General features: G+C 41.4%; 15 protein-coding genes. 11 read left to right on the top strand and 4 right to left on the bottom strand.

What is annotated here, in order from left to right; all coding sequences use genetic code 11:
- Nucleotides 1-59 precede the first annotated feature (59 nt).
- The gene (locus CPT03_RS16490) at nucleotides 60-1,997 is read left to right on the top strand and encodes a polysaccharide biosynthesis protein (protein WP_099439856.1); all 1,938 of its coding nucleotides are present in this window, start codon (nucleotides 60-62) and stop codon (nucleotides 1,995-1,997) included.
- On the opposite strand, the gene CPT03_RS16485 is transcribed toward CPT03_RS16490, so the two are convergent.
- Entirely contained in the window at nucleotides 1,994-3,475 is a 1,482-nt protein-coding gene (locus tag CPT03_RS16485; protein WP_099439855.1) for a GntR family transcriptional regulator, read from the bottom strand. The two genes, CPT03_RS16490 and CPT03_RS16485, sit on opposite strands and share 4 nt — an antisense overlap.
- 193 nt (nucleotides 3,476-3,668) lie before the next feature.
- On the opposite strand from CPT03_RS16485, the gene CPT03_RS16480 reads away from it, so the two are divergent.
- The 4 genes from CPT03_RS16480 (at nucleotide 3,669) to CPT03_RS16460 (ending at nucleotide 8,800) form a co-directional block, all read left to right on the top strand.
- Nucleotides 3,669-3,854 (top strand): hypothetical protein, encoded by a 186-nt coding sequence (locus CPT03_RS16480; protein WP_099439854.1) that lies wholly within the window; start codon nucleotides 3,669-3,671, stop codon nucleotides 3,852-3,854.
- 305 nt (nucleotides 3,855-4,159) lie between these two features.
- A complete protein-coding gene (gene glmS, locus CPT03_RS16470; protein WP_099439852.1) occupies nucleotides 4,160-5,998 on the top strand; it encodes a glutamine--fructose-6-phosphate transaminase (isomerizing) in 1,839 nt (612 codons plus the stop codon).
- Between the two features lie 623 nt (nucleotides 5,999-6,621).
- Nucleotides 6,622-7,896, top strand: a complete 1,275-nt coding sequence (ltrA, locus tag CPT03_RS16465) for a group II intron reverse transcriptase/maturase (RefSeq protein ID WP_216641563.1) — start codon at nucleotides 6,622-6,624, stop codon at nucleotides 7,894-7,896.
- A 100-nt stretch (nucleotides 7,897-7,996) separates the two neighbouring features.
- On the top strand, nucleotides 7,997-8,800 hold the full coding sequence (locus CPT03_RS16460) for a hypothetical protein (RefSeq protein ID WP_099439851.1): 804 nt from the start codon (nucleotides 7,997-7,999) through the stop codon (nucleotides 8,798-8,800).
- Nucleotides 8,801-8,894: 94 nt separating this feature from the next.
- On the opposite strand, the gene CPT03_RS16455 is transcribed toward CPT03_RS16460, so the two are convergent.
- Nucleotides 8,895-10,028 carry a glycoside hydrolase family 130 protein gene (locus tag CPT03_RS16455; RefSeq protein WP_099439850.1) on the bottom strand — a complete coding sequence of 378 codons (1,134 nt, stop codon included), beginning with the start codon at nucleotides 10,026-10,028 and terminating at the stop codon, nucleotides 8,895-8,897.
- 123 nt (nucleotides 10,029-10,151) lie between these two features.
- Here CPT03_RS16455 and CPT03_RS16450 point away from each other — a divergent pair, with 123 nt between their 5' ends.
- Together CPT03_RS16450 and CPT03_RS16445 are read left to right on the top strand one after the other, a co-directional pair.
- Nucleotides 10,152-10,991 carry an alpha/beta hydrolase gene (locus CPT03_RS16450; RefSeq protein WP_099439849.1) on the top strand — a complete coding sequence of 280 codons (840 nt, stop codon included), beginning with the start codon at nucleotides 10,152-10,154 and terminating at the stop codon, nucleotides 10,989-10,991.
- 147 nt (nucleotides 10,992-11,138) lie between these two features.
- Entirely contained in the window at nucleotides 11,139-12,470 is a 1,332-nt protein-coding gene (locus CPT03_RS16445; RefSeq protein ID WP_216641562.1) for an ATP-binding protein, read from the top strand.
- 54 nt (nucleotides 12,471-12,524) lie between these two features.
- Here the strand turns inward: CPT03_RS16445 and CPT03_RS16440 are convergent, their stop codons facing one another.
- Both CPT03_RS16440 and CPT03_RS16435 read right to left on the bottom strand, forming a co-directional pair.
- Nucleotides 12,525-13,250: a LytR/AlgR family response regulator transcription factor gene (locus CPT03_RS16440; protein ID WP_099439848.1), complete on the bottom strand. Its 726-nt coding sequence runs from the start codon at nucleotides 13,248-13,250 to the stop codon at nucleotides 12,525-12,527.
- Nucleotides 13,225-14,316 (bottom strand): sensor histidine kinase, encoded by a 1,092-nt coding sequence (locus CPT03_RS16435; RefSeq protein WP_099439847.1) that lies wholly within the window; start codon nucleotides 14,314-14,316, stop codon nucleotides 13,225-13,227. Before CPT03_RS16435 ends, CPT03_RS16440 begins: the two co-directional genes overlap by 26 nt.
- Nucleotides 14,317-14,500: 184 nt before the next feature.
- On the opposite strand from CPT03_RS16435, the gene CPT03_RS16430 reads away from it, so the two are divergent.
- The 4 genes from CPT03_RS16430 to CPT03_RS16415 are packed head-to-tail and all read left to right on the top strand — an operon-like array spanning nucleotide 14,501 to nucleotide 19,074.
- The gene (locus tag CPT03_RS16430) at nucleotides 14,501-15,835 is read left to right on the top strand and encodes a TolC family protein (protein WP_099439846.1); all 1,335 of its coding nucleotides are present in this window, start codon (nucleotides 14,501-14,503) and stop codon (nucleotides 15,833-15,835) included.
- Nucleotides 15,836-15,838: 3 nt separating this feature from the next.
- A complete protein-coding gene (locus CPT03_RS16425; protein WP_099439845.1) occupies nucleotides 15,839-17,101 on the top strand; it encodes an efflux RND transporter periplasmic adaptor subunit in 1,263 nt (420 codons plus the stop codon).
- Nucleotides 17,098-17,844, top strand: coding sequence for an ABC transporter ATP-binding protein (locus CPT03_RS16420; protein WP_099439844.1), 747 nt, complete (start codon nucleotides 17,098-17,100; stop codon nucleotides 17,842-17,844). Before CPT03_RS16425 ends, CPT03_RS16420 begins: the two co-directional genes overlap by 4 nt.
- Before the next feature lie 9 nt (nucleotides 17,845-17,853).
- Nucleotides 17,854-19,074 (top strand): ABC transporter permease, encoded by a 1,221-nt coding sequence (locus CPT03_RS16415; protein WP_099439843.1) that lies wholly within the window; start codon nucleotides 17,854-17,856, stop codon nucleotides 19,072-19,074.
- The last annotated feature ends 50 nt before the right edge of the window (nucleotides 19,075-19,124 follow it).

Genomic DNA, 19,124 nt, shown 5'->3' with positions numbered 1-19,124 from the left:
TATTTAAATTTTGGTTTAATTATTGTTAGTTTGGTCTTTGAATAAAAATCACCCAATGAATGTTCGCTAAAGTAGAAATTGTACCGCGCTGGATTATATTTGCAATAGATATTTGTTTGAGTGTTTTTGCACTGATTTTAGCAAAAGTTCTCAAGAATAACTTCATTATTGAGAATATTAATTCACTTGCATTATATAAATCTATATTGCTCGTAGTAGTCGTAAATACTTTTGTTTTTTTTAATATTAAAACTTTCGCCGGTATTGTTCGCTATACCAGCGCTCAGGATTCATTCAGAATCTTATTTGCTGTTGTGCTAAGCTCATTAACCATTTTCTTTTCAAACGCAATTATTATTGTATTAAATGGAGACCGAATAATCAGCAATGTTACTATTATTACCTATTCCCTGTTCAGCTTTCTGTTCTTAATAACCTACAGAGTTATTGTGAAGTACTTTTTTATGTACATTAAAAATGCTAAACTGGACAAAATCAGAATAATTATTTACGGAGCAGGAGAAGCTGGTGTTGCCACCAAAAGAACCTTTGACCATGATGCCAAAGTAAATAAAACTATTATAGCGTATGTTGATGATGACCTGCGCAAAGTTGGGAAAACCATTGATGGGGTAAAAATTCTGGATGCTGCAACACTGGAAACATTAATCATCAAACACGAAGTGGATGAAGTGATCTTTGCATCTTATACAATTCCAGCCGACAGAAAGGAACAAATAGTTGATGTTTGCTTGGAGAATGATGTTAAGGTGTTAAATATTCCCCCACCAGATGTATGGTCGAGAGGAGATAGAAGCACAGCCCAAATTCAAAATCTTAATATTGAAGATTTATTAAATAGAAAACCAATCCATATTGATACTGAAGCCATACAAAACCAGTTAAAGGGCAAACGCATCCTTATTACAGGAGCTGCGGGATCTATTGGGAGTGAAATAGTAAGGCAGGTATTGAAATTTGGATCAGGCCTGATCATTTTATGTGATCATAGTGAAACTGCCTTGCACCATTTGCACCTGGAACTGGAAGAAACCCACAAAGACATTAATTTCCACGCCTTTATTGGGGATGTAAAAGATGAAAAACGAATGAACTTCCTGTTCGACACTTTTAAGCCTCACTACGTGTATCATGCCGCGGCATACAAACATGTGCCTATGATGGAAGATAATCCGGCAGAGGCCATTAAAACCAATGTACTGGGCACAAAAACAATTGCTGACCTGTCGGTGAAACATGGTGTACAAAAATTTGTAATGATCTCTACAGATAAAGCGGTTAACCCAACTAACATTATGGGGGCTTCTAAACGTATTGCGGAGATCTACGTACAGTCGCTAAACAACTCGCTGTCGACGGAGGATTTTATATTCTCTAATGGCCTGGGATATATCAATGATTTAAATGTTAAACCAATTACCAGATTCATTACTACACGTTTCGGTAATGTATTGGGTTCTAATGGTTCAGTAATACCAAGGTTTAAGCAGCAGATAGAAAAAGGTGGGCCTGTTACAGTTACCCATCCGGAAATTACCCGCTACTTTATGACCATCCCTGAGGCATGCCGATTGGTACTTGAAGCAGGCTGCATGGGTAAAGGTGGTGAAATCTATGTTTTTGATATGGGCAAGTCTGTGAAGATTGTAGAATTGGCCAAGAAAATGATTCGTCTTGCCGGTTTGGTGCCTAATGAAGATATTAAAATTACTTACTCTGGCTTAAGACCAGGTGAAAAGTTATACGAAGAGCTGTTGAATGATAACGAAAATACCATGCCAACCCACCATGAGAAAATCATGATTGGTAAAGTGCGCGAGTATGTTTTCAATGAAGTAGAAGCTCAGATCTATAAATTGGTAGATCATGCTGTGATTAACGACAATAGAAAAGTGGTGATCCAGATGAAAACAATTGTTCCTGAATTTAAAAGCAAAAACTCGAAATTCGAGGAGTTTGATGTGGCATCAAATTAATTTTTTTGTCTATCAATTAATTGATCAATTATTTGTTTCAGCAATTTTGCTGCTCCTTCAGCTTCTTCAACCTGGTAATGACCAAAACCTAACAGCATATAATTAACCTTACTGTCCGTTTTTTGATTGTTCGGGTGAAAAGGAACCTCAATTCCCATATTTCCCAGCTGAAGGAGCAAAGTATTTAATGCAACCTCGTCTCGAAACTTTAACCAGAACATCAGTCCGTGTTCAGGCATTTCAAAACTAATATGATCGCTAAGGTAATTGCTTAAAACCCATTGCAAATTATCACGATTCTTTTTTGCATTTAGCCTGAGGGTTTTCTGGTAAGCAGCCAGCTCCCCGTTCATCATCATATCGGCAAGTGCATTTTCTGTAATTACCTCGCGCTGCTCAATAGATTGCGCAGGTAAGGTCCTTAGTGCAGTTATGAATTGGAGGGAAGCTGCAATAATGCGCACGGAATGGGTATAAGGAGTGGCCATACTTAGCCTGCCGAGATAGATCACGTGCCCATCATGGTCATAACACGCCAAAGGCTTGTAGGATGATGAACCGTAATAGAATTCATGATCTTCGTCTTCTTCCAGAATGCAGGTGTTATATTTCTTTGCCAGGTCAATAAGCTGTATGCACTGGGCTTCTGTTAGTGTACAACGCTCAGGGAAGCTGCTTTGAGGCCTTACATAGATGGCCCGGACTTTTGTTTGCTTAAGCAGCTGTTCTATTTTCTTTAAAAAATGCTGGTCCTCAGTGCTTAAGGTATGCACAATGGCACCACATTCTCTTAGCACATTGGTTAACATTAAATCGAATATGCTGGTATTGATAACCACCTCATTGGGCTGATGTAATAAGATTTTAAAGACCCTTTCCAGGCAAGGTTTTCTGTGTATTATAATTTCAAGCATTTCTGCTTTTATGCCAAAACCGCGCTTTTGGTTTAGCTCTGTAAGCACTGCATGCTTAAAACGCTCGCCTTTGTAAGAGGTAAGCATTTTGGCCTGACTTAAATTCGCATTTCTGATCTGATGGATTGCACAGTATTTATTAAAGCTATCCTGTGGAAACAACATTTGTAGCGGAGCGTAAGTTCCAATTGCCACAAAAGGCTGCGGTATATAGTGGGGTGGTGGCTGAGAATGTTTTTTACGTATTTCCAGGCCTGCCGGAAACCTGTCGGGGAAGCCCGAGGGGCGGTACGGAACCTCCTCGCCGGGAATTCTTTGGGCTACAAAAGTGCCTCCACCAGGTTTTGTTGAAAGCCAGCCTTGAACAATAAGGTTAGAGTAGGCCCTTTTAATGGTGCCCACACTTAACCCGTTGATTGCTGCAAATTGCCTGTAGGGGAGCAGTACATTGCCGGGTATAAGGTTCCTGCATTTTATGTGTGTTACAATAAAATTTTCAGCTTGTAAACGCGGCTGCCGCTTATCCAGCTTAGGAATAATCCAATTAAATGGGGTCTTATTCATAAGGAACACTATTGAGTTTCTTGACTAAATGATAAAGTTGTTAACTCGAAGTTAATGGAAAAGTTTAGTAAAGTGGTAATAGAAAATTGGGTACAGCGAAAAAAATCAAATTGGGTACAATGTAAATTATTGTAAGACAAGATATTGTCTTTTGTAGAAGCTAAAATAAATACTTACTAATAATTAAGATTGGATGATACAGCAAAAAATTTATATCGTATTGGTTACAGGGGCTAATGATGCAGATCCGATTGCCGACATATTTTACCATCATGAGGATGCGGTAATGTGTGCAGCCGGATTAAATAAAACCTATCAGATCATTGAAAAGAACTTGCCGCTGCATCAGCTGTTTCAGCCTCTTTTTACATTTTTTTAAACCAGGTTAAAATGCGTAAGCTAAAATATGATAACAATGGTATTTCTAAAATATTCAAGAAATAACCTTTTCCGGACGGTGCTAGCTGGAACAGGTTTCACACCAATAATGAGCAGGAAAGGAAGGGGTATGAATAGTGTGATATTACATACCCATTTACCCCAGACTCAAAAAAACGCGCAAACGTTTGATTTTACCATTAAACCGCGAAAAATAGAAAAAATGATTAGAAAATCTGATTTTAAAGCTTTATGTTTGAGGAGTTTTAGAACCCATTTTTTATTTATTTACCTATTGAAAAAAATATGTGTGGAATAGTTGGTTACATAGGCCATAGAGAAGCTTGGCCTTTAGTTATTAAAGGATTAAAACGGTTAGAATACCGTGGATATGACAGTGCCGGAATAGCGCTGATCAATGATGACGGTTTGAACATATACAAGAAAGCCGGAAAAGTTCAGGATCTTGAAAATTTTGCTGAAGGCAAAAACTTATCCGGTACCATTGGTATCGGACATACCAGATGGGCAACTCATGGTGCACCATCCGACAGGAACTCACACCCTCATACTTCGCACAGTGGTGATTTAACCATCATACACAACGGAATTATTGAAAATTATGCTACCCTTAAAGAAGTGCTGATCAGCAAAGGGCATGAATTTAACAGTGATACCGATACTGAAGTGCTGATTCACCTGATTGAAGAAATTTATAAACAGGAAAGTGTTGATCTTGTTGAGGCGGTAAGGCTTGCGCTTCATGAAGTGAACGGTGCTTATGCCATTGTAGTGATGGACGAAGCTCAGCCTGATCAGCTTATTGCTGCCAGAAAAGGTAGCCCTATGGTAATAGGTGTAGGCCAGGGCGAATATTTTATCGCTTCGGATGCTACGCCAATTGTAGAGTATACTAAAAATGTAATTTACCTGAACGATAATGAAATCGCATTTTTAAAACGCGATGAGTTAGTGATTAAAAGGTTGGATAACGTGGTTCAGACACCATTTATTCAGGAGCTGAACCTGAAACTTGAAATGCTGGAAAAAGGTGGTTATGACCACTTTATGCTTAAAGAGATTTATGAGCAGCCACGTTCTGTAAGGGATTGCTTAAGAGGCCGTATTTATCCTAACGAAGGTAGGGTACAGCTTGGAGGAATAAGTGAATTTGCCCATAAACTGAAAAATGTTGACCGCATTATCATTGTTGCCTGTGGTACTTCGTGGCATGCCGGGCTGGTTGGCGAGTATTTAATTGAAGAATATTCGAGAATTCCGGTTGAGGTAGAATATGCTTCGGAATTCAGATACAGAAACCCGATTATTACTGAAAAAGATGTGGTAATTGCCATTTCTCAATCGGGAGAAACCGCTGATACCATGGCTGCTATTGAAATGGCCAAAGAAAAAGGTGCAACTATTTTTGGTGTTTGTAATGTGGTTGGTGCTTCAATTCCGCGCCTTACCCATGCAGGAGCTTATACCCATGCCGGTCCTGAAATTGGTGTGGCTTCAACAAAAGCCTTTACTGCTCAGGTTACAGTATTAACTTTAATTGCTTTCCACCTTGCACAGCAAAAAGGAACCTTAACAAGTTCGAAACTTGCTGAGCTGCTTACAGAGCTGGATAACATCCCTCAAAAAATTGAAAAGGCGCTGGAATCAGAAAGTCTGATCAAGGAAATTTCTGCTAAATTTAAAGATTCAAGAAACTGCTTGTTCCTGGGCAGGGGAAGTGGTTTCCCTGTAGCGCTTGAAGGTGCATTGAAGCTTAAGGAGATCTCTTACATCCATGCTGAAGGTTATCCGGCGGCAGAAATGAAACACGGTCCTATTGCCTTAATTGACGAGGAAATGCCGGTTGTGGTTATTGCTACCAAAAACTCATCTTACGAAAAAGTAATCAGCAACATTCAGGAAGTTAAAGCCAGAAAAGGAATTGTTTTGGCGATAGTAACCGAAGGTGATACTGAAGTGAGAAAAATGGCTGATTACTGCATCGAGATTCCTGATGCAAGTGAAGCATTCCTGCCACTATTGGCTACAATACCATTGCAGTTATTATCATACCACATTGCGGTAATGAGAGGTTGTAACGTAGATCAGCCAAGAAATTTGGCCAAATCAGTTACCGTAGAATAAAATTTTTAAGAAGAAAGGCGGTAAGTACCGCCTTTCTTCTTATCTTGTGTGCCGGGCATGGCAATCAGCTCTAGGGTGCAAGTCCCGAACACACTTTGCAGTAGGAAGTGTTAGCCAATAGCAAGGGTGTCGCAGGCGACTGCGAATCCGAAGGAAGCTGGCGGCAAATATGGGGACTTACGAACAGGAACTGTATATAAGGCGAGGTGATATGGGTGATGTTGCAAGACAAACAAAAGCCCTATACTGCACAGAATATCACTATGTAGATACAGAGGTCACATCCATAGAAAGCGGGTTGCCTTACCCCGGGAGATCTCCCTATAATCTGTCGAGAGCAAGTGCGATTGCTGTAGAAGAAACAATGGACAGTATCGTAATGCCCATCTGGTACAGGGAGAAGTCAGCCGAGGTCATAATACCTATATTTTTTTAGGGAAGGACTGAATGTTGGGATGGCAAAGGAAACAGAAAGTTTATGGCAGAGTGATTACAGCGGAACCACTTTAGAGAACTGCTTACATGATGGTAGGACGGAATCCGAGAGTAGACTGTAAGAGGAGCTGAGCCGAGCCGTGCAACCAATGTGCACAATGCCTGGGAAAGAGTTTTTTTTTAGTAGTATGCTTGAAGAAATATTAGACATCCGAAATGTACAAAGCGCCTTTAGGCAGGTAACCGCCAATAAGGGAGCTGGTGGTATTGATGGTATGCAGACCGATGAACTTCGGGACTACCTGAATATCAACTGGCAGACATTACGGTCTGATATTTTGAACGGCAGTTACCGCCCGAGTGCGGTAAGAAAGGTAGAGATACCCAAGTCTGGTGGGGGAGCAAGGATGCTTGGCATCCCAACGGTCATTGATCGGTTGATTCAACAGTCTATTTCCCAATGGCTGAGTCCGAAATATGAGGGCGACTTTTCTTTCAGTAGTTATGGTTTCCGTCCAAAGCGCAAGGCTCATCAGGCAGTGCTCAAGGCACAGGAATACCTTAATGCTGGTTACACATGGATTGTGGAGCTTGATCTGGACAAATTCTTTGATCGGGTAAACCATGACAAACTCATGTGCCTGCTATCAGGAAAGATAAAAGATAAGCGTACATTAAAGCTTATCCGTTTATATCTGAGCAGTGGTATGATGGAGAACGGGCTTGTTTCCCCAAGAAAAGAGGGCACACCACAGGGCAGTCCACTTAGTCCGCTTTTATCCAATATTGTTCTTCATGAACTGGATGCTAAGCTCGAAGAGCGGGGTCACAAGTTCGTACGATACGCTGATGATTGCAGTATATATGTTCACAGCAGAAAATCGGCAGATAGGGTGATGGATAACATTACCAGCTATCTGGAAGGAGGTCTAAAGCTGAAAGTGAACCGTGAAAAGAGTAAGGTGAGCAGACCATCACAGAGTACCCTGCTGGGCTTCTCGTTCTACAAGACGGGCAAAGATTGGAAAATGAGGATTGCAACCAAGTCTGTTAAGATTATAAAACAGAAACTCCTTGGACATACTAAACGCAATGATCCAATTACTATCATCGAACGGATCAGAAAGCTTGATATGACCATTAGGGGTTGGGTCAACTATTTTTCCATTGCAGGGGCTAAGCATGTGATGATAAGGCTGGATGAAATGACACGGGTCAGACTGCGGATGATCATCTGGAAACAGTGGAAGAATGCAGGATGCCGAAGCCGAAACCTGATCAAACTGGGGGTTGGAAAGCAGAAGGCATTCGAATGGTCTAATAGTAGGAAGTCCTATTGTCGACTGGCACGTAGTCCAATCCTTCAGGGTAATCTGAGTATTGAGTATTTCGCAAAGCTGAAGTACATTGGATTTGCCAACTACTACTATTGGAAAACTGAACACCAAACGAAGTTATTCTAACAAACCGCCGTATGCCGAACGGCACGTACGTGTGGTGTGAGAGGACAGATAGGGAAATAATCCCTATCTTCCTACTCGATTAGATTTAATCTACCTACTAATGATAAAACGTTTCTCACTCATTGCTTTTTGTATCATCCTCACAATTGCTTCGTGCAAAAAGAAGGATTCTGGAATTAAACCTGAAGAAATTCTAACGACTCTTGACAGGGTAAATATTGACGACCAGTTTGAAGCATTTTTAGAATACGATAAAAAGGATAGACTTGTAAGATATTCACGAGGTTCTGAAGAAGAGTATTTTGAATATAATGATAAGAATGAGGTAGTAAAGGTTACTGAGATTAATTCTTTTGCCTCTCCATCATTTAATTCAAGCACCACCACAATTTTTTATAAGAATGGTCTTCCTTTTTCCGGATCCAGAATAGATAACCCCCCTTATTCTAAAAGCCCTAACCATGAATACTATGTAGATAGTGTAAGCTATAAAGTGGTAAGTAATGCGGTAACGGAAATAAAATATTTTGACCGAAAATCATATAATTACTATACCCGGGAGCTTGTAAGGTCAAGTACTGATACATTGGGGAGATATGTTTTTTCTTATGTGAATAAAAACCTTGTATCTGAAACGTTAGTCGGAGATAATACAATAAAATATACATACGGATCAAAAAAGGGGATTTTATCTGCTAAGAAACTTCCTTTTGTGTTGTACGGGAGTGCTCTCCCAGTTTTATACGCTGAAAATGAGCTGTTAACTACCGAAGATAAAGTAGAAACCCGAACCTATAATTACACCTATAATCAGGCTGATTTTCCCGTTTCTGCAAAAGTTGTGGTGACTTATAAGGCTGATTACGCTCCAATGTCTTATAATCAAAGTTTTATTTACAAATAGTTCTTTTACCGAGACGATCGGGTATGATTCAGACTTTTAAGTTTAACCTGATCAGTTCTATTTTACTATTGATTTAAGTGTCTGATAGATATTCTTATTTCTTTAAAGGATCAAATACCGCAACCGCTACTCTGGAGTCGGCACAACCGTAATATAAAAACCATTTTTGCTGGTGGTAAATAAGCCCCTCAACAAATACAGTTCCTGCAGGGTATTGTCCGCTTTTCTCAAATGATTCTGTTGGGACAAAAAATGGTTTATCCAATCTGCTAATCACTTTCTCAGGGTTTTTAGCATCAAAAAGTACCTGTCCGGCTGCATAGGTGTTGGCGGTATAGTTTTTATCGGCCTTGTCTCCGGAAGCATTTTTTCCGTTGTACAATACCAGGATTCCTTTATCGGTTAACAGTGCAGGTGGGCCTGCTTCTGTGAGGTCACTATCGAAGTAATTCTTTCTTGGCTTAATCAGCTCTTTAATCTTTCCCTCGGCATCAAGCGTTGGCGCCCAGTTTACCAGATCATCAGAGGTTGCGGCGTTCAGGAACTTTTCGCCCCAGTACATCAGGTATTTTCCATTCACTTTTGCAATCACCTGTTTCCCATTTACCAGTTTGGTAACAATGGAGGCAGATTTGGTAAACATATCATAGAATTTGCCATTGTAGGCCTTTGCAAATGCGGGTCCGTGTTTAGTCCAGTTCACCAGGTCTTTTGATGTGGCTACCCCCAAACGGGCTACTTTTTTGTTCCATTGTGTGTAAAACATAACGTAAGTGCCGTCGCTGGTTACAGCTATTCTGGGATCTTCGCATCCGCCCGGATTTTCATGTTCTTTTTGACTGTCGTTGCCCGGATAAAACACAGGCTCAGGTTTTCTTTTAAAAGTTAGTCCATCGGTACTGTAAGCATATCCAAGTCTGGATGTTCTGTGTCCTATTCCAACTCCTGATTTATCTTCGGCCCTGTAAAGGACTACAATTTCTTTCCCTTTTACGGTTGCTGCGGGATTAAAGGTATCATTTGATTCCCAGTCGACATATTTACCGGATAACGGGTCTAAAAAGGTAGTGCTGGTATTGGGTGAGATAATGGGGTTTACACCGGCAGGTCTTAAAAAAGGCCCTAATGCCCATGAGGGTAATTTTTCGGCTGTAGTTTGTGCGCTGAGTTTTTTTGCGGAAAGACCGGCAGTAAGAATGAGAAGTAACAGGAGCTTGTAGTGTTTCATTTGGTTAACTTATGGTGGTGTGAACCCTAAATTAAGATAAAATAAAGCGTTTTAGCAAATCGATCAAATTTGATACAATGGTTTTTATGAATTATCATTAAAAATTATTAACTCACATTTATTATGAGAAAAATACTTTTATTTCTGTTCTGTGTTTTGTTGTATACCCAGGGTTTTGCCCAGGCAACAGCTTATGAAATTAAGAAAAACATTAGCTATTACCCGGCATCGGAGAAGGCAGATGCCTATCGCGAGGAGCGATGCAAGCTTGATGTGTATTATCCCAAAAATAAAACGAATAGCTCAGCTATAGTCTGGTTTCATGGCGGCGGCCTTACCGGTGGCGACAAAGAAATGCCAAAAGAACTGCTTGAAAAAGGCTTTATTGTAATTGGAGTTGGCTATAGGTTGTCGCCAAAAGTACCTGTTGCAGCTATTATTGAGGATGCAACGGCTTCAGTAGCATGGACTTTTAATAACATTGCCAAATACGGCGGAAATGATAAGCTGATTTTTGTTTCAGGTCATTCGGCAGGGGCTTACCTGGGTATGATGCTGACCTTAGATAAAAAATACCTTGCAAAGTATAGTATTGATGCCGACTCCATTGCCGGGTTGATTCCTTTTAGCGGGCAGGCCATTACCCATTTTACAGTTAGACAAGAGCGTAAAATAAGAGATGTTCAGCCAATAATTGATGAATATGCCCCCTTGTACCATGTTCGTGCTACGGCACCGCCAATGCTATTGCTTACCGGCGACAGGGAAATGGAAATGCTGGGGCGTTATGAAGAAAATGCTTATCTGGCAAGGATGATGAAACTTGCAGGAAATAAAAATACGGTGCTGCATGAATTACAGGGTTATGGCCATAATATGGTTTATCCTGGTATTCCTTTGCTGATAAATGAGGTAAACAGGTTAAGTAAGGAGATTAAGGCAAATTATAAGATCGGCTTATAAAATTAGGTGTAAAAATTGATGCATATGCCGTTCTGTTCCTGGTCTTTGACGGTCCAGTGCAGATCTTCTTTGTTTATTAGTTAAAATGTTCAATTATACATAAGTTCGTTCGAAAAAATGTAAAAGTTAGCAATAATACAAACGTACATGTGTATATTTGTTTTGAAAATGGGAGGAAATATGTATCGGAATGAATTTGAAGATTTACTAGCCTGGAAGACTAAAAAGAACCGCAAACCGATGATTATCCGTGGAGCAAGGCAGGTTGGTAAAACATGGTTGATGAAGGCATTTGGTAAACAGGAATACGCACAAACTGCTTATGTTAATTTCGAAAGTAACAAACTACTTAAAGGAGTCTTTGAGGAGGATTTTAACATCAACAGAATCATCACCGCATTACAAATAGAAACCGGGATAGTGATACAGCCAGAAAACACACTGATTGTATTCGATGAAATCCAGGAGGCGCCAGGAGCGCTGACCTCACTGAAATACTTTTATGAAAATGCGCCGGAATATCACATCATTTCTGCGGGCTCATTACTCGGGGTTGCTTTGAATAGACAAACGTCCTTCCCCGTTGGAAAAGTGGAGTTTTTAGACCTTTATCCACTGAGCTATATAGAGTTCCTTAATGCCAAAGGTCAGCAAGCGCTGTTAGAAGTGTTAAAAAGTCAGGACTGGAGCCTGATTAAGGTGTATAAAAATAGATATATTGACCTGCTGAGACAGTATTATTATGTAGGTGGCATGCCCGAAGCTGTTCTTGCTTTTACACAAGAGGAAAATTTCAGAGAAGTAAGGGCAATACAAAAACGTATTTTGGAGGCTTATGAGCAGGATTTTTCCAAACACGCACCTCATGAAATTGTGCCGAGAATCAGGATGCTGTGGAATTCAGTCCCCTCTCAATTGGCAAAAGAGAACAAAAAGTTCATCTACGGATTAATCAAACAAGGCTCCCGCGCCAAAGAATATGAACTGGCTATGTCATGGTTGATTGACTGCAGGCTTATCCATAAAGTATCTCGCTCAAGCAAGCCTGCAATCCCACTGAAAGCCTATGAAGATCAGAGCGCTTTCAAATTATTTTTGCTCGATGTTGGCCTGCTTGCAGCAATGGGTGACATTGATGTAAAAACCCTACTGGAGGGGAATGCAATATTTGAAGAGTTTAAGGGGGCCTTGACAGAGCAATATGTACTCCAGCAATTGAAAACAACAAAAGAAATAAACGTTTACTATTGGTCAGCCGAAAATGCCACTGCAGAAATCGATTTTCTTGTACAATATGACCATAACATTATCCCAATAGAAGTTAAAGCCGAAGAAAATCTCAGGGCCAAAAGCTTACGGAACTACGTAGATAAGTACGGGCCAAAACTTCCCATACGAACCTCCATGTCTGATTTCAGACAGGAGACCTGGCTGAGTAATCTTCCTTTATATGCGATCAGCCAATTAACATCATTATAACGGGATCGTCTTTTCACAAACAGAAGCGTATTGGTGGTGCAATGGGCGGACAGTTCACAGCCAATTGCTGAGGAACTGCTTCATTGCATCTTTATACTGCTCGCCGATAGTAATGTTTATGCCCCCGATTTGCACCGTATTTTTGGTGACTGCATCAATTTTATCAAGCGCGATGATAAAGGAGCGGTGTACCCTCATGAACCTGCGGGCGGGGAGTTTATCTTCAAGTGATTTTAAGGTAATAAGGGATAGCAGAGGTTTGGCCTCGCTAGCAAGGTGGATTTTTGCATAATCTTTTAAGCCCTCGATGTAAACGATGTCTTTTATGGCCACACGAACCAGCTGATATTCTACCTTAAGAAATATGTATTCTTCGTGATCAGCAGGTGGTTGTTTGGTATTGAGCATTTCGGCATAGGTTTTAGCTTTGCCCGCTGCCTTCAGGAATTCCTCGTAATCGTAAGGTTTTAGCAGGTAATCGAGCGCATCAACCTTGTAGCCCTCTATTGCATAATTGTTAAAGGCGGTAGTAAAAATTACGCGCAGTTTTGTGCTTCCGGGTCTGCTTTCGAGTGTTCTGGCCAGTTGGATACCGGTGAGATCAGGCATTTGAATGTCCAGAAAAATAAGGTCTATCTGCTGCTGATACAAGGCTTCTAAAGCCTTTATTCCGCTCGAAAAGCTTCCCGCCAATTTTAGAAAAGGTGTTTGCTCAATAAAACTACAGATCAGGCCAAGGGCCAGGGGCTCATCATCAACTGCTATGCAATTCAGTATCATTGAGGGTTAGGGTTAAGTTAACAATAAATGCCTGCGCATCTTCAGTGGTATGGGCACTAAAAGTATGCTTGCCGGGATATAACAATTCAAGCCGTCTTTTGGTGTTGCTTAAGCCAATTCCGCCATACTCATCGGCAGTTACAGCATTGTTTTTAAAAATGGAGTTTTTTACGGTCATGGTTAACTGTTTGTCCTGCAATTCGAGCGAAATGGATATTTCAGAAGGTTCTGTTGTACTGACCCCGTATTTAAACGCATTTTCGATATAGGGAAGGAACAGCATGGGCGCGATCTGAGGATCGGACTTAAGCACCGGTTCCTGGAACATTACAGTGGTGATGTCGTTTAAACGCAGTTTCATCAGTTCAATATAATCAACAATAAAGGAAACCTCTTTACTGAGCGGGGTGATGCCCGATTGAGTTTCATAAAGGAGGTAGCGCATCATACGCGACAACTTGTGCAATGCCTTTCTGGACTTCTCTACATCTACATGGGTTAAGGCATAGATGTTATTTAAGGTGTTAAAAAAGAAATGAGGATTGATCTGGGCTTTTAAAAAGGATAGCTCTGAGCCTATTTTCTCTTTCTCGAGGGCTTCGCGGCTTTGTTTATCGGCCTGCCATTTCTGAATAAGAGTAACGCTGGTGCTGATGCCTACCATAAACATGGTCATCATGATTAGAAATACATCGACCTTGTCTGACCTTTTTGGCGGTCTGGGTATCCCGAGTTCATTAAATGCCTTTGTCATAAGGGCCGGTAAATTTAATGTGTTGTCTATCACTTTTATGAAGGGACCTGCAAAAATGGCTATAGCCAAAATAACCAATACAAAGGTTAGTGTTTTGTTTTTTAGCAGCAACTGAGGGACCAGGATTTTGCTGTTCACATAAAATACGGCAATGAGCATAAGCAATATACAGCCTTGCTTAATCCAGAACTGAAAAGGCAGGGTAATATTCCATGATAGGGGCTGGTGAAAAAGAAGCACAAAAGCAAATAGCAGCCATGAAAATACATGGAGTAGGATGCTGATATAGGAACGGCTTTTTGAGGAAACCATCGGTTTAAAATTTAGTGAATATTATTGAGTACAAGGTAGGGAACCTATTAAGATAAGTGCAAATGTTTCCGTCGATTCCTATTGGCTCCCCGTCGATGTATTTGGGATGCCGGTCTATCGCGTTTTTTTTTGATGCAGAATAGCCCTTGTTTTGATCAGGTAATATGGTTTTATATACATAGATATGTCAAGATTAACAAGTAAAATTCTGCTGCTTTTATGCCTCGCCTGCTTCAGCCTCCGTGGTTTTGGTCAGGATACGGCATTAAAGATGTTGCCTCCGGTCTGGGACCTGGAAGCATGTTTGCAGTATGCAAAGGCAAATAACATTCAGCTTAAAAGCCTGCAACTGAACAAGCAAAGTGCGCAGCAGGATAAGCTACTGGCGAAATCGGCTTTACTGCCTGATCTATATGGTTCGGCTTCTCAATCCTTTAACCATTATAACATGGCTACCAATGGTAGTTCTGATGCGTTTAATTATTCGGGATCTTATGGTTTAAGCTCGTCGTGGACGCTTTATAAAGGAGGCTACCTTAAAACAGATATTAAGGAAAAGGACTTATCGGTTCAGTCGGCCAATTTGAGCATCCTTGAAAATGAAAACGACATTACTTTACAGATTACGCAGGCTTACCTGAATATTCTGGTAGATAAGGAGAGCATCATTTACAACCAGGGTCTGTTAAAAACATCGCAGGCACAGCTTGATCAGGCCCAGTGCCAGTTTGCGGTTGGATCTGTAGCGCGTAAAGTTGTAGCCCAGTTTGAAGCACAGCTTGCATCGGATAAATATAATTTAACTACTTCGGAGAATGCAGAACGTCAGGATAAAATAGCACTTAAACAGTTGCTGCAATTGCCGGATGCTAAAGAATTTGATGTAGTGAGACCGGACACTGTAATTTCGACAGCGAGTATTACTGACCTGAATACGGTACAGCAGTATGCTTTGCAGAACCGTCCGGAGGTTAAGAATGCAGAGCTGGGTGTACAGATCTCGGACCTTGGGCTTACTAAAGCAAAATCGGGTTACCTGCCTTCGCTAACATTGGGTGCAGGTATGGGTACAAGCTATGCGAAAGATCCGAACTATAATGCCTTCAGGCAGTTTGATAATAACTTTTATCAGCAGGCTGGCTTAACCTTGTCTATCCCCATTTTTACCAAAAGGCAAAATAAAACCAATGTTGCCAAAGCAAAAATTGAGATTGCACAGTCTAAACTTACGCTGGAAAACACAAAGACCACACTGGCCTTAACTACTGAGAAGGCATATATTAATGCGCAAAATTCGCAGAACCAGTTTTCATCGGCAACGGAACAGCTAAAGTATAATCAGGAAGTATACCGCATTGCCAACCAGGAATTAAAGATAGGAGCTGCAAATATTGTAGAGTTTTACCAGCAAAGGAATTTATATGTACAGGCTATGCAGCAATACATACAAGCCAAATACAATGCGGCACTGGCTGCAAGAATCTATGAATTTTACTTAGGAACACCCATTAAATTATAAGTCATGAAGTCCAGAAAAATTATTCTAATCATTATCTCCATTATAGTTGTACTTGGTTTGGTCTGGTACTTCTTTTTAAGGGGTAAAGAACAGCACGTGGTGCTTACCAAAGAGCAACCGTTAAGGGGTTCAATTTCGACAAGTGTTACCGCTACCGGAACGGTACAGCCGGTAGATACGGTGACTGTTGGAACACAGGTTTCGGGAACCATTTCTGCACTATATGCCGATTTTAACTCCACTGTTAAGAAAGGGCAGCTGCTTGCTGAACTGGATAAAACACTGATACAGGCGCAGGTTGATCAGGCCAAAGCCAGTTTGGCGCAATCTCAAAGTAACCAGACCTACCAGCAGGCAAACTATGGCCGGCAAAAACAGTTGTTTGAAACAGGCTCTATCAGCAGGGCTGAGTATGATCAGGCATTGAATACATTGCAGGTGGCAAGTGCGAATGTGAACAATGCAAAAGCACAGCTCAGATCAGCAGAAAGGAACCTTTCTTTTACACAGATCTATTCGCCCATAGATGGCGTGGTATTGGGACGAAGTGTGAGTATAGGGCAAACTGTTGCAGCAAGTTTTAATACGCCAACGATTTTTACCATTGCCAAAGACATTACCAAAATGCAGGTTCAGGCAAAGGTGGATGAGGCGGATATAGGAAATGTGGTTAAAGGGCAGCGTTCGACTTTTACCGTTGATGCCTTTATAAACGACACTTTTAACGGAACAGTAAAGGACATCAGGCTGCAGCCTTCCATATCATCGAACGTGGTTACGTATGCCACACTGATTGATGCGCCCAATGACGATAAGAAATTAAAACCGGGCATGACGGCGAACATTGTAATTTATACCAAAGAGGTAAATGATGCTTTGCTGGTTTCGGCACAGGCTTTAAAATTTAACCCGGATTCGAGTTTGACCAAAGAATATGAAATTGTGCCACTTGAGGGCAGGGGAATGGGCAAAAGAGCAGGCAAAGGCAGGATGAGAAAAGATGCCGGTATGGCTAAACAACCAAAGGTTAAGGAGGGTGAAACGGAAGTAGTAGAACCTTCTTTTGTATGGGTACTGCAAGGCCGTAAGCTTATTCAGAAAAGGATAAAAACAGGATTGAACGACAATACACATGTTGAGGTGCTTGCCGGATTGAATGAAAATGATGTAGTGATAAGCGCAGTGGAAGGAGGCTCGTCTGGAGTTCCGGCAGCAGCAGCTTCGAGTCCGTTTATGCCAAAAAGACCAGGAGGAAACAGACGATGAACCACAAGATTCTTCATATAGAAAATGTAAAGCGAGAGTTTAAAATGGGTACCGAAACTGTGAGGGCATTAAAAGGTGTTTCGTTTGATGTAGAGTCGGGAGAGTTTTTGACTATAATGGGAAGCAGCGGATCCGGTAAAACCACTTTGCTGAATATGCTGGGTTGTTTAGATAAGCCTACTGAGGGTACTTACATGCTGGATAATGTAAATGTAAAAGAGCTGAGCAGAGATGAACTGGCAAAATTAAGAAACCATAAAATTGGTTTTGTTTTCCAGTCGTACAACCTGTTGCCTCGTACCTCGGCGCTGGATAATGTGGAGCTGCCTTTATTGTACAACCCAACTATTGGTGCGAAAGAACGGACAGAGCGTGCCATTGCGGCCTTACAGGCTGTAAAACTTGATGGCAGGTTTGATCATATGCCCAACCAGTTATCGGGCGGGCAGCAGCAGCGTGTTGCTATTGCCAGGGCGCTGGTTAATGAACCCGTGATGATCCTTGCCGATGAGGCTACCGGAAACCTGGATACCAGAACATCGTACGAGATCATGTCGCTGATGCAGGAGCTGAACCACAACGGAAAAACGATAGTATTTGTTACCCATGAACCGGACATTGCTGCATTTAGTACCAGAACGGTGATGTTGAGGGATGGGAAGGTTCAAAAAGATTCAATGAATAAACACATCCGCTCGGCGAAAGAGGCTTTGGCTTCTTTGCCTGCGGCAGACGATTATTAAGGAGGAATTATGAAATTTATTAATCTGATAAGACTGGCAATTAAAGCCCTGCAGCGCAACAAGCTACGTGCATTGCTAACTATGCTGGGCATTATTATAGGAGTTGCATCGGTAATTACCATGATGTCTATTGGAGAGGGCTCTAAGCAGAGTATTAATGCCTCGCTTGCCAGTATGGGCTCGAACATGATTACCATTATGCCTTATAGCAATGAACCCGGTGGTGCACGTATGATGGGCAGCAGCCTTAAAACACTTACCATTAAGGATGTAGATGCGCTGAAAAAGAATGCGGTGAATATTGCTGAGATTTCGCCGCTGGCATCGTCAAGCGGGCAGTCTATTAACGGAGCCGCCAACTGGCCTACTTCTATTCAGGGGGTTAGTCCGGAATATCTGGACATCAGAAAGCTCTCTGTTAAGGAAGGCATTATATTTTCGCAGCAGGATGTCCGTTCTTCGGCCAAGGTATGTTTGTTGGGTAAAACGGTGGTGGATAACCTTTTTCCAAATGGGGAAGACCCGATAGGCAAGATCATCAGGTTTGGTAAAATTCCCTTTCAGGTGATTGGCGTACTTACGCCTAAGGGTACTAGTAACTTTGGCCAGGATCAGGATGATATTATTATAGCCCCATATACTACTGTTCAGAAAAGGATTTTATCGTCTATTTATTTTGGACAGATCTATGCATCTGCCACCAGTGAGGCCGCTTCGGATGCTGCGGTTGCAGAAATAACCAGTACCCTTAGGGAAACACACCGCCTGAGAGATGCAGAGGATAATGATTTTCAGGTAAGAACACAGGCGGAGCTGATGACGATGATGAACTCGACAAGTAGTATGATGACTGCTTTGCTAACTGCAGTGGCAAGTATTTCGCTGATTATTGGTGGGATAGGCATTATGAATATTATGTATGTTTCGGTTACAGAAAGGACCAGGGAAATAGGTTTAAGAATGTCGATAGGTGCAAGAGGTATAGATATTTTGCTGCAATTTCTGATAGAGGCCATTGTGATCAGTGTAACTGGTGGGGTGATTGGGGTGATATTGGGAGTTTCGGCAGCGATAATAGTGCCCGCATCATTGAACTGGCCTACAGTAGTTTCGGAATTCTCTATTGTGATCTCGTTCCTGGTTTGTGCAATAACAGGGATTTTCTTTGGTTATTATCCGGCACTTAAGGCCTCCAGGTTAGACCCAATAGAGGCGCTTCGATATGAATAATCGGGAGGGTTATAGACCTGATTTTCGCAGAAAAAGATGTGTTAACCGAT

Source organism: Pedobacter ginsengisoli (assembly GCF_002736205.1).
Taxonomy (GTDB): Bacteria; Bacteroidota; Bacteroidia; order Sphingobacteriales; family Sphingobacteriaceae; genus Pedobacter; species Pedobacter ginsengisoli_A.
The sequence above is the reverse complement of the archived record's forward strand: the minus strand, read 5'-3'. Positions and strand labels throughout refer to the sequence as shown.